This is a genomic window from Acutalibacter sp., from assembly GCF_056800975.1.
Genome location: NZ_JBQISV010000069.1, coordinates 1 through 11,592 on the forward strand (window position 1 = coordinate 1; position 11,592 = coordinate 11,592).

General features: G+C 61.2%; 12 protein-coding genes and 1 other RNA gene. 1 reads left to right on the forward strand and 12 read right to left on the reverse strand.

What is annotated here, in order from left to right:
• The 10 genes from ACTO5E_RS08055 to ACTO5E_RS08100 all read right to left on the reverse strand — a co-directional run.
• A partial coding sequence (locus tag ACTO5E_RS08055) for an alpha/beta fold hydrolase (protein WP_482302899.1) occupies window positions 1-367 on the reverse strand: 367 nt, incomplete at its 3' end.
• Between the two features lie 26 nt (window positions 368-393).
• Window positions 394-864 (reverse strand): SsrA-binding protein SmpB, encoded by a 471-nt coding sequence (gene smpB / locus ACTO5E_RS08060; RefSeq protein WP_482302900.1) that lies wholly within the window; start codon window positions 862-864, stop codon window positions 394-396.
• Window positions 865-899: 35 nt separating this feature from the next.
• Window positions 900-1,499 (reverse strand): recombination mediator RecR, encoded by a 600-nt coding sequence (recR, locus tag ACTO5E_RS08065; RefSeq protein ID WP_482302901.1) that lies wholly within the window; start codon window positions 1,497-1,499, stop codon window positions 900-902.
• Between the two features lies 1 nt (window position 1,500).
• Window positions 1,501-1,851 carry a YbaB/EbfC family nucleoid-associated protein gene (locus ACTO5E_RS08070; RefSeq protein ID WP_482302902.1) on the reverse strand — a complete coding sequence of 117 codons (351 nt, stop codon included), beginning with the start codon at window positions 1,849-1,851 and terminating at the stop codon, window positions 1,501-1,503.
• 825 nt (window positions 1,852-2,676) lie between these two features.
• On the reverse strand, window positions 2,677-4,416 hold the full coding sequence (gene dnaX / locus ACTO5E_RS08075) for a DNA polymerase III subunit gamma/tau (RefSeq protein ID WP_482302903.1): 1,740 nt from the start codon (window positions 4,414-4,416) through the stop codon (window positions 2,677-2,679).
• Between the two features lie 83 nt (window positions 4,417-4,499).
• Window positions 4,500-4,597: signal recognition particle sRNA small type (gene ffs / locus ACTO5E_RS08080), an RNA gene on the reverse strand.
• A 366-nt stretch (window positions 4,598-4,963) separates the two neighbouring features.
• The gene (locus ACTO5E_RS08085) at window positions 4,964-6,070 is read right to left on the reverse strand and encodes a DUF4179 domain-containing protein (protein ID WP_482302910.1); all 1,107 of its coding nucleotides are present in this window, start codon (window positions 6,068-6,070) and stop codon (window positions 4,964-4,966) included.
• Window positions 6,048-6,632 carry an RNA polymerase sigma factor gene (locus ACTO5E_RS08090; RefSeq protein WP_482302904.1) on the reverse strand — a complete coding sequence of 195 codons (585 nt, stop codon included), beginning with the start codon at window positions 6,630-6,632 and terminating at the stop codon, window positions 6,048-6,050. The genes ACTO5E_RS08085 and ACTO5E_RS08090 overlap by 23 nt, the downstream gene beginning before the upstream one ends.
• 234 nt (window positions 6,633-6,866) lie before the next feature.
• Window positions 6,867-7,775, reverse strand: a complete 909-nt coding sequence (locus ACTO5E_RS08095) for an AraC family transcriptional regulator (protein ID WP_482302905.1) — start codon at window positions 7,773-7,775, stop codon at window positions 6,867-6,869.
• A 104-nt stretch (window positions 7,776-7,879) separates the two neighbouring features.
• On the reverse strand, window positions 7,880-8,833 hold the full coding sequence (locus tag ACTO5E_RS08100) for an NAD(P)-dependent oxidoreductase (protein WP_482302906.1): 954 nt from the start codon (window positions 8,831-8,833) through the stop codon (window positions 7,880-7,882).
• 331 nt (window positions 8,834-9,164) lie between these two features.
• Between ACTO5E_RS08100 and ACTO5E_RS08105 the strand changes: the two genes are divergently transcribed.
• Window positions 9,165-9,422 carry a helix-turn-helix domain-containing protein gene (locus tag ACTO5E_RS08105; protein ID WP_482302907.1) on the forward strand — a complete coding sequence of 86 codons (258 nt, stop codon included), beginning with the start codon at window positions 9,165-9,167 and terminating at the stop codon, window positions 9,420-9,422.
• A gap of 385 nt (window positions 9,423-9,807) precedes the next feature.
• On the opposite strand, the gene ACTO5E_RS08110 is transcribed toward ACTO5E_RS08105, so the two are convergent.
• Entirely contained in the window at window positions 9,808-10,887 is a 1,080-nt protein-coding gene (locus tag ACTO5E_RS08110; protein WP_482302908.1) for a glycosyltransferase, read from the reverse strand.
• A 99-nt stretch (window positions 10,888-10,986) separates the two neighbouring features.
• On the reverse strand, window positions 10,987-11,592 hold a 606-nt coding region (locus tag ACTO5E_RS08115; RefSeq protein WP_482302909.1), incomplete at its 5' end, for a BclA C-terminal domain-containing protein.

Sequence of the window (11,592 nt, forward strand, 5' to 3'; positions counted from 1 at the left end):
CCAGCTTCTCCACCCGCTGGGGGAAGTCTATGGCAAGATACTGGGCAATCATTCCCCCCTGGGACACGCCCAGGACGCAGGCTTTCTTGATTCCCAGCCGGTCCATTGCCTCCACCTGGTCCCGGGCCATGTCCCGGATGGAATAGCCCTGGGGCATGTCATCCTTTCTGCTGAACAGATACACCTTGTACGCCTCAAAAAAAGAGGTGAAGGGTTTTGCCAGCAGCAGGGCCTTTCCTTTTACAGTAGCCAGCCCGTCAGAGAGCCCGGGAAGGAGAATCAAGGTCCGGCTCCCATGCCCAAAGGAGGCATAGCTCATCCGGGTTCCGCCCAGGGGGACCTCTCCGTTCCTTGCGTTCCAAAGCATGGTTTTCCTCCCCGTGCCGGTAGCTTTTACCCCCGGTTTCTCTCCTTCAGGGCCCGCTCCATGTCCCGCTGGGCGTCCCGCTTAGCCATGTCCGCCCGCTTGTCGTAGAGCTTTTTGCCCTTACACAGGCCCAGCTGTACCTTTACCCTGCTGCCCTTAAAGTACAGAGACAGGGGAATCAGCGAATAGCCCTGCTGCTTCACCAGGCCGTACAGCCGGTTGATCTCCCGCTTGTGCAGCAGCAGGCGGCGCACCCGCATGGGGTCGGTGTTGAAGCGGTTGCCAAAGTCATAGGGGCTGATATGGCAGCCGTTGAGAAGCATCTCCCCGCTGACCACCGAGCACCAGGCGTCCTTCAGGTTCACCCTGCCCTGACGCAGGGACTTTACCTCCGTGCCCACCAGCTCCACGCCGGTCTCCAAAGACTCCTCTACAAAGTAATCATGAAAGGCTTTTTTGTTTTGGGCAATGGTCTTGGTCCCGGTCTTTTCAGCCATGACTGGTCCCTCCTTTTCCGGGTCGATTGAACAGATTACAGCTTCGTTCTGCCCTCCAGGGCCATTTTCAGGGTGTATTCGTCGGCATATTCCAGCTCGCCCCCTGAGGGCAGGCCGCAGCCCAGCCTTGTCACCAGCACCCCCAGGGGCTTGAGCAGCTTGGCTACATACAGGGCCGTGGCCTCGCTCTCGGTGGTGGCGTTGGTGGCCAGAATGACCTCCCGGACCTCCGGGGTCACCCGGGCCAGCAGCTCCTTAATGCGCAGCTCGTCGGGCCCCACCCCGTTTAGGGGCGACAGCCGCCCGTGCAGCACATGATAAAGCCCGCCGAACTCTCCGCTGCGTTCCAGCACGGTTACATCCTTGGGCTCCTCCACCACACAGATGACCGTCCGGTCCCGCTGGTCCCCGGCGCACATGGGGCACAGCTCCTGGTCGGTGAGATTGCGGCACACCGGGCACTCCCGCAGGTTCTGGTGGGCGTCCCAAATGGTCTTCAGCAGGGCTTCCAGCTGGGGGTCTGGCATATGCAGCAGGTGATAGGCCAGCCGCTGGGCCGTGCGGGGGCCGATGCCGGGCAGGCTGTTTAGCTTGTCGATCAGCGCGCCCAGCAGCCCCACATGGTACTCGGCCAACTTACATCACCCCCGGTATGCCCATGCCCCCCGACACGGCGGACATGCGCTCCTCCTTCTCCCGGGCAGCGGCCCGCAGAGCCTCGTTCACGGCAGCGGTGACCAGGTCCCCCAGCATCTCCGCATCCTCAGGGTCAATGACCTCAGGCTTGATTTCCACGGCCTTCACCTCCATCTTTCCGGTGACAATGGCCTTCACGGCGTCGCCTCCTGCGGCGGCTGTGTACTCCTTTTCTTCCAGCTCGGCGGTAATGGCCTCCATCTGCTCCTGCATTTTCTGGGCCTGACGGGCCAGCTGCTGCAGATTGGCAGCGCCGGGGGTGTTGAATCCCTGAGGGAGTCTGGCTTTCATAGGCTAAGACCTTCCTTTCGACTTGGGGTTTGAGTGAAGCCCACCTGGCGGTGGGCAATCCGCGGAGCCGCGAAGCATCGCGCTACCGGCATCTACACCTGGCGGTGGGCAATTCGCGGGGCCGCGAAGCAACGCGCTACTGGCATCCACACTTTGGGTTTGTGCCCGCGCAACGCAGTTTGCGGTTATTCTAGCACACCTAGCGGTGGGCAAGTCGCGAAGCCGCGAAGCAACGCGCTACCGGCATCTACACTTTGGGTTTGTTCCCCGCGCAATGCAGTTTGTGGCTATTATAGCATAAAAAGGGGCAAAACGCAAGCATTAGAAAAGGGCCGGGACTGTCCTGCCGGGCATTTTATTTGATGCACGGCCTCCGTGTTTTCTAAGTGTGTTCCAGTGTGTTCCGGGTTTTCCCGTTACCCTCTATGCGAAAGCCATTTTTTATCTACCAGTAAAGCCTGGAACACGTTGGAACACACCCCCCAATCACTCCAATTCTTCGGAATCTTCTGCAATAAGTCTATAGCCGGAAATCATAGCCCCCCTGTGCGCGGCTGTTCAGAAGAAAAAGCCTCTCCTCCAAGCCCACGGGGCCCCCTGTGCCTGAAGGAAAAGCTCTATAAATCCGTACCCGCCGGACGCTCATTGTCCCGCCGCGCAACCCTCCCGCAGCCGCCGGGCTTTCTCTTGCCTGACTTTTTCTAGCAGCGAGCTGGCCGGTGAAAGAAAAAATCTGTTTCTTGTCTCCCCAAAAGAACCATAGCGGCGGCTTTCTCTAAGTTGACAGTTTTGCTCCTTCTGTTCAGGCAGACTGAAAGCTTGCGCTCATGCCTCCTGGGTGGGTACTCCTGCCGCTTTCGCCCGCTCCATCAGCTCGTCCAGGGGGTCCTGCTCCTGGACCGCTCCCTTTTTTCGGTAGGGGCCCAGCTTATAAGACCGCCCCGTCACACTGCGAATCGCCCCCCGCAGATACTCCCTCTGCTGGGGGCTTTTCAGCAGGTCAAAGGCAAGCTCTGGGGCGTCGATGAGCAAAAATTCGTCATTGGCCACATAGGCCGTGCTGCCGTCAAAGGCCTTTGCGGTGCTCTTGGGGCCGTCCCGCAGAAGATGAAGAATCTCCGGCCACTGGGGAAACCGCACCGCCGAAGCCGCCAACGCCTCAATGTCCACCGGGGCCTTTGCCGGTGGCGCAGGAGGCGGCACCGGCCGGGGAGCCTCCTGCGGAGGGGGCTCCGGGCGGGGGGCGGGCCGCTCAGGCGGCGCTTCTCCCTGGGGAGGGCTGGCAGGCAGAGGAGGCGGCGCAGGGCTGTCCTCCAGCTGGGCAAACAGCTCCTCCAACTCCCCGGACCTGTCGGGCTGGGGAGCCTCCTGCCGGTCTGCCTGGGGCGCGTGGGGCTTTGGGGCCCTCCTCTCGGGCTGAGAGGAGGGCCCACCCCCTCGTTCCAGGGCTTCCAGCCGGCGGAGAATGGCCTCGGGCGCAGTGTCCAGCTCAGGGGAGCACAGCCGCACCAGAGCCATCTCCAACTGGGTGCGCTGACTGCCAAAGCGCATTTTGTTCATGGCCTCCTCCAAACAGTCCAGCCCGTGGAGCACATCTGCAAGGCTCATGACCCGGGCCAGGCGGGCCATCGCCTCCCGCTCCTCTGCCGGGGCCTGAATCAGCTCTCCCGGGTCCCGCATGGTTTTCAGCAGCATCAGCCCCCGGAAATACTCCGCCAGCTCCCCACACAGCCGGTTCAGGTCTTTGGACTCCCGGTGCAGGCGGTCCACACAGGCCAGGGCTCCGGCAGCGTTTAAGCCCGCAACCGCCTCTGCCAGCTCAGAGAGATACTCCCGGGCAGCCAGTCCGGCAGCGGCCTGCACCACATCCAGCGTTACATGCTCCGCCCGGCCCAGGCACTGGTCCAGCAGCGAGAGCGCGTCCCGCAGGGCGCCGTCGGCAACCCGGGCAATCAGCAGCGCAGCCTCCCGGTCTGCCTGGGCTCCCTCCTGCCGGGCCACGTCCATCACCCGGTCCGCCATCAGCTCCGGGTCGATCCGGTGAAAGTCAAACCGCTGGCAGCGGGAGAGAATGGTGGGCAGCAGCTTGTGGACCTCAGTAGTGGCCAGAATAAACACCACATGGGCCGGGGGCTCCTCCAAAGTCTTCAGCAGAGCGTTAAAGGCGGCGGGCGACAGCATATGCACCTCGTCGATAATATACACCCTGTATTTTGCGGTGGCCGGGGTGAAATTGCTCTCCTCAATGATGCTGCGCACGCTCTCAACGCCGTTGTTGCTGGCCGCGTCGATCTCCATCACATCTAAAATTGACCCGTCCTCCAACCCCTGGCACACCGGGCACCTGCCGCAGGGGTCGCCGTCCACTGGCTCCAAACAGTTGACCGCCCGGGCCAGAATGCGGGCGCAGGTGGTTTTTCCTGTCCCCCGGGAGCCGGTGAACAAATAGGCATGGGCCACCCGCCCCCGAATCAGCTCGTTTTTCAGGGTGACAGTGACCTGAGGCTGGCCCACCACGTCGGCAAAAAACCGGGGCCGGTACTTGCGGTAAAGGACCTTATACATGCGGGCCCACGCTCCCCTCGAGAAAAATGGCCGGGCAGACGGGAAACGCCCGGCCCGGCAAAAGCACAAAGGAGGAATATGGGAACGGACAGGCGACCTGCATCGCCCGGGAACATCCGCTTAATGCTGCTCGGTTCCCCGCCTGACATGGTTCACGGCGTCCCGCCGCGCAGACCTGTCCGCCCCCATATTCCTCCCGCATTCTCCGGCACACCCGCCCTTTTCTCCCCCATTCCGGAGGCCAGAAGAAGACGGCTGACGCTGCGCCGGCCCACTGGAAATCCTCCCCTGTCCCCTGCGCTTTAGGGAAAAGAGAGGTCCCTTGTGCTACTTGACGCTTATTATAACACATTCTTTCTCATTTTGCAAGAGCAACCTGCGCCGCAGAGCGTCCTACCTGGCATTTTATTTGATGCACGCCAGGGGGGACTTGAGGCTCCCCCAGGGTTCCGGTACTTCCACGGAGTAGAGGGAATTTACCGGGAGCTGTCGAAAAAACGCCGGAAACGCGCCCCAGCCGGGACGCGCTTCGCTGTAGAACCGGTATTCAGCTGTCAGGAGCAGGGGGCCTTTGAGGCTCCTCCCAGCTCTCCTCCGCCCCTACAGCCGCCACCTGGCCGGTCTCCAAATCAATGGTGAATTCGCCCCAGACACGCCGCTCCTCCTCTGGCCTTCCCTGGTAGACAACTACCGTTACGCGGCGGGCCCCCTCTGGCACGCCAATGAAGGTGCAGGTCTGCACGGCTTCCTCTCCCTGCCGGTATCCTCTGCCGTCCAGGTCGCCGTTCTCCCGGATATCCTCCCCCAACTCGGTTCCGTCCTCTGTTCTTGCGGCGGCTCCAACGCCTTCCGGGCCAAAGTACGGGTATGCAAGGGTCACGCTGAACTTGCTGGGCGAGCTGCTCCATCCGGTCAGCCTTAGACTGCCCACATGGGCATTTTCTGCGGCCTGCTGTTGGTTGTGTCTGGCGTCGGCGGTCAGGGTAAACCGGAGGGAAACTGGCTTTATGGAGACAATCTGCCCTTCCTCCCCGCCGGGGGCCTCTTGGGTGCGCAGACTGCCGATGTCCACAGCCACAGCAAGCTGGGCTCCGGCGTTTACAGGCTGGGGCAGGCGGAGCTTGACGGGTGCGCTCTCAAAGCAGCAGCCCTGCCGGAGCCAGCGGGGAAGCTCATAGTTCAGCCCATCCGCCTTTCCGTCCACGGTAATGCTGCAGCCGGGAACGCCATCCTCCCCCTCTGCGGTTTCCAGCGTCTGCATTTTCAGCAGCCGGGGGTCCCTGGGGTCCAGCTGAAGGGCAAAGAAAATATATTCCCCGTCGCAATACGCCTCTGTCACAGTCAGCGAATACTCATCGTTCCCGGCAGTTACGCCCACCGGCTGTACCACGCCGTCATAAGTGGGCGCATTGGCCCCCAATGAATTCAGCCGCCGGAAGGCCTCCCCGACCAGGGGCAGGCTCTCGGCAAAGGCAGGGAATGCCGTGTTGATCCCAAAGAGCAGCATGGCAACCACGACAAAGGACGCTGCCAGCGCGCCTGCCTTTGTCATTCGGACAGGGGGGACAGAGGAGCGGCCCAGAGGGTGGCCGGCCTCCTCAATAAACATAGGGTCGATCTGGCCGATGCCCTCAAACAGAGCGCAGCTGTCCATAGTCTTCACAAATGCCCTCCTCCTTTTCCAGAAAAGTTTTGAGCCTCTGCCGCAGCCGGTACATTTTCTGCGCCAGCTTTTCAGGGGGCACGCCCGCCTCTTTGGCAAGACCGGCAAGGGATACGCCATGCCAGTACCGGCGGACAAACAGGACCCGGTCCTCCTTTTTCAGGGAGGCCAGCCAGCGGTTAATGGTCCTGCCCAGCTCAACGCCCTCCATCTCCTGCTGCGGGTCCTCCTGAGAGGGAATACAGTCTTCCAGCTCGCTCAGCGCCAGGTCCAGGCCGTTGTACCGCTTTTGCCGGTGGTTTCTGCGCCACAGGCTCACGGCGGTGTTGCGCACCACCCGGCCCAGCCAGGGGCCCAGCTTTTCCGGGCGTTGGGGCGGTATACGGCTCCAGGCCTGATAGAGCGCCTCGTTGACACACTCCCGGGCGTCCTCGCTGTCCGAGAGCAGGCGCGTGGCAATGCCCAGGCAAAAGCTGCCGTATTTGTCTTCTGTTTCCGCAATGGCGGTTTCGTCCCGCTGACAAAACAGCCGGACAATCTGATCGTCTTCCATTCGCATCCTCCTTTTTTCGGATTGGGAGGGCCCTCTGTCTATTAACTCGCCATTGGAGTAAAAATATTGTCTGACGCAGCCGCATTTTTTTGAGAGCGCAGGACGCTCTGCCGGAGCAAAGCCTGTGTCAATAGGCCGCTGCGCCAGTCTGACCGGCAAATTCTGCTCCATCCCCCTGGCACAAATTCTATCGGTGCAAGCTTAAAAGAGGCGGCGCAGTCTAGCCGCGCCGCCTCAGTTTCTGTCTCTTTCCTGCTCAAGCCTCTTCCATGCAACCTTGCGCCGGTATTCCATAGGGGTGCAGCCCACAATCTTTTTAAACTGCCGGTTAAAGTTTGACAGGTTGCCAAAGCCCACTGCGCTGGCAATCTCCGCCACTGGCCTGGCAGTGCCGGTCAGGGCCTCGCAGGCGGCGTTGGCCCGCAGCTGGGCCAGATATTCCATTGCGCTGACCCCCGCGGCCCGCTTGAAGCTGGCCATAAAGTAGCTCTCGCTCAGGTGGACAGTCTGAGCCAGCTGGGCAATGTGCACCGGCTCCTGATAGTGGTGCTGCATATATTCCAGCGCGGCCCGAACCGCCGCCTCTCCCCCCTCTCTAACCGTGTGGGGGCGGGCGCTCTCCCGGTCTGAGGCCAGCAGCCAGAGCAGCCGCAGCAGCTCGCTTTTCAGCAGCAGCTCAGGCAGGGGCAGCTGCCCCCGGGCGCAGGCGAATATCCTCTCCGCCGTCTGGCCCAAAGCCGGGTAGCCGGTTGAGCCGGAGGCCGTGCAGCTGCGCAGCTGCCGGGTTCCCTCGGCTAAAGGGCGCAAAAGCTCCACCGAGCAGCGGTCGCCCAGCCCCGCGCCCAAAAAGGCCGGGCTGAAGACCAGGGCATAATAGTTCAGCCCCGCCTCTCCCCGGGGGTAGGCCGCGTGAAGCATACTGGGGGGCAGAAGCATCAGGTCGCCGGGCCCGGCCAGCAGCTTCTCGCCGCCGCAGGTAAACTCCCCCGCCCCCGCCACCACATAGTCCAGCTCAAACTCGCTGTGCCAGTGCAGGGGAACGCTGGCAAAATAGGTGGGCAGCCGGCAGTCATAAAAGCTGTAGGGAATATAGGCGGTACTGTGCCGCCGTTTTTCTTCTGTCTCTTTTCCGGGTATCAGCATAAGGAGGCTCCTGGTCGAGAAATCTTCTGGACGGAAAGGGGCGTTTCTTTCTGCAAGCTCCCCTTCTATATATAAATATAACAATCAACTCCGCCAGCGCGGCGTCAGCAAACCCGGTTCTTCACAGTGCCGTTCAGCCAACTCTTCATGTTGTCAAACACAGTGGCCGCCCGCCTCTCCAAAGCCTCCTGGGTGGCAAAGGCCACATGGGGGGCCAGCAGGGTGTTGGGCGCGGTAAGCAGAGGATGGTCCTGGGGAATGGGCGGCTCCTGCTGGAACACATCAATGCCCGCGCCGGCAATGCGCCCCTTCCGGAGCAGGTCCGCCAGGGCGGTATTGTCCACAACAGGGCCCCGGGCGGTATTGATCAGCAGGGCGTTGGGCTTCATGCGTTCCAGCAGCGCCCGGCTGATCAGGCCGGTGGTTTCAGCATTCTGGGGGATGTGCAGGGTGACGACGTCGCTCTGCTCCATCAGCTGGGCCAGGGGGACAAACTCCACGCCCTGGGCTTCCAGCTCCGGCTTGACGGTGCGGCTGTGGGCCAGCACCCTCATGCCAAAGGCCAGAGCAATGGCAATGACTTGACCGCCGATTCTCCCTGTGCCCACCACGCCCAGGGTTTTGCCCCAAAGCTCCGTGCCAATCAGGCCCTCCCGGGTCCCGCCGCCCCGCACAGCCCTGTCGCAGGAGAGCAGCCGCCGGGACAGGCCCAGCATCAGCCCAAAGGCCAGCTCTGCCACCGCGGTGTCAGAATAGCCCGAGGCATTGGAGACCGCCACCCCTCTCTCCCGGCAGGCGGCAAGGTCCACATGGTCCACCCCGGTAAAGGCCACGTCAATGTATCGCAGGCTCTTGCCGGCTCGCACCGCCTCCCCAGGGAAGGGCATATTGGCCAGCATAACGGCGTCCGCGTCTTCTACCAGGCTGCACAGCTCCGCAAGGCTCTCGGGGCGGTGGGGGCAGGCAACGAATCTGTGCCCCAGCTCCCGAAGCTCCCGGGCGTATTTCTCCAATAATTCCGGCGAAATGCCCAGCGGCTCGGTCAAAACAATTTTCATAGATACTTCCTCCTGTTTCTTCAATTTGTCATGGGCTGTGGAGAATGGGCCCCGGCACTTGCTTGCTCCCAGACTCTGGCCCAGGGCGTTTCGGTTAGGACAGAACATTTTTTGGCGGACATGCAGCGGCGTATGTATGACGAAAAAATTCATCCCGGACCAACCTGCTGGAAAAATCTTTCTTTTGAGTGAAAAATTTCCCGGACCTCAGGGGTCTTTCTGGACAGTTGACAGCCGAAAGCGAAAACGGACTTCGGATTAGAAATAATATTTTATTTCACTGCTGTACGGGAAAGGTTTTTTATGCTATACTTGTCACGAGGTGATAGCAATGGATAATCTAATGGAACAGCTGGCTCAGGTCTTGCGGCAGCTGCGTAAATCGGCGGGGTATTCTCAGGCGGAGCTTGCGGAAAAGCTGGGGGTAGGCCGGACAGCCTATGTGTATTACGAAACCGGAAAGGCTCTGCCTGCCCTGCCCACAGTGAGACTGCTGATGGAATTGTACCAGGTTTCCGCCGACGCCTTTCTCTATCCGGAGAGGTATCTTGCGGAAAACAGACAAGCAGCGGAGGCCGGGGAGGCTTGACCCGCCCTGCCAGCGGTTCGTCCCCAAAAGAGTGAGCCGCAGCTATTTTACCACATTCCTCCCTGGCTTGTAAATAGCGGAGGAACGGGACCAGGGAAATCAATTTTGCGTATATTCATCCAAAATGGGTTTATAATTGAACCTTGAACAGCTCCAAATGCGACAAATTCATTCCCGAAGCCACAATTTCATTGAGCCTTGGTGAATTTATATTCACAAAATTGATTTCCCTGAACGGGACCCGGCCCGCCCATGCGCCATCTTTTCCATTCCGGCGTGTGCTGAAACGAAGAAAGCCCGCCATAAAATGCAAGAGGGAGAAACGGCACAGCCCACAGACTGTACCGTTTCTCCCTCTTTTTTCAGCCTGCTCTGGCAGGGGCTGTCAGGCTTTGCTCCTCAGGCTGGCGAAATACTCCCTGTTATAGGCCACTGCCGGCGAATCCGGCTGGTAGACAGCGGCGCGCTCGTTATACCGCTCTGCCTCCTCCTGCCGCCCCAGCTTGCTATAGCATACGCACAGCTGAATGCTGGGCAAAAACCCATAGGCCTCCGGCTGCACAAAGCCCCCCAGCCCGTCCCGGCGTTCGCAGGCCAAAGCTCTTTCGTACCAATAGGCGGCCTGCTCCCAAAGGGCGCGGTCCAAAAAATGCTGCCCGATGTCGCAGCAGACCTCTGCCCGGGGGCAGTCGTAGGCAAAGCTGGAAAGCAGCGCCTCCAGGGCCCTCTCCTCCCTGCCCAGGGCATACCAGCAGCAGGCGCACTGCCGGCAGGCCTCTATGTTGTTCTCCACCCAGCCCTTTCCCTGCCGCAAAAAGCGGCGCAGCACCTTCAGGGCCTCTTGCCAACGCCGGTGATAATACAGCTCGCGGCCATAGTAAAACTGCTGGCGGGGGTCCAGCCGGGTTCCCTGGGCCAGCATTTTCTCAAAAATCCGCAGGTTCCGGTCCGGGTCAGAGGGCTTCTGCTTCCGGTGGCTGACCCCGCAGCCTCCATAAACCACCCCTCCCCTGGTCTCAATCACCTCATGCACTGCCCCCTTCCACAGCATCCCCGCCCCGGTGCGGACAATGCGCTCCCGGTAGTAGGAGAAGGTGACCTGCCCCTGGCTGTCAAAGCCGGTGTAATAGGGCAGCATAACCACGTCGACGCCTGGGCCCAGGCTCTCCTTCAGGGCAAGGAATTTTTTCCGCTCCGGCGGGTCGATTACATCGTCCGCATCCAGCCACATGCTGTACTCGCAGGTGGCCTGGGAAAAGGAGAAGTTCCTTGCCGCCGCAAAATCGTCGACCCACGGAAACTCAAGCACATGGTCCGTAAACTTTCGGGCAATCTCCCGGGTGCGGTCCTGAGAGCCGGTGTCTACAATAATGATCTCATCCACTAAATCCGCCACAGAGCTCAAGCAGCGCTCCAATACGTCCTCCTCATCCCGAACAATCATACAAAGGCTGATGGCGCTCATACCGGGTCCTCTCCTCTCTTGTGTCAAGTATGGAAATAAAGGGAGGAAAGCCCCCAAACGGCAGGAGGCTTCCCTTTTTCAACACAGGAAGAGCTCTGGTTATGCCAGACGGACAACGTTGAGAGACGCGCCGGAGCCCCCCTGAAGAACCACCACTGCCGCAATGCCAGACAGCTGTAGGGTCAGCGTGTCCCCCGCTGTCAGCGGGGTGATAACGGTTGCGCTATACTCTGTGGTGGCCACAGGAGACCGCACCGAGCCTGGAATTGCCGTGCCGTTGCGCAGCACCTGGGAGGACATGGCTACTGCCACAGTGGGGCTGACCTGGTAGGTGACCAGATAGGTCCCGGTCTGCGGCACCGTGAAGGAGGTGTCGGTCCCGTTGGCGGTAAAGCCGTCCAGGTTTTGGGCGCTGGGCAGCGGTACGCTGATGCCGCCCAGGGCCACATTCAGGCTCTCCCCCGTGGTGTTGGACGCGCTCATGGCAGCAGCCGTGACAGCGGGGCCGGTAGGACCCGTGGGGCCGGTAGGACCCGTGGGGCCGGTGGCACCGTCTGCGCCAGTCGCGCCGGTGGCTCCTGTGGGGCCGGTAACTCCGTCTGCGCCGGTAGCTCCTGCCGCTCCTGTGGGGCCTGTGGGGCCGGTGACGCCATCTGCTCCTGTCGCGCCGGTGGCTCCTGTGGGGCCGGTAACTCCGGCTACGCC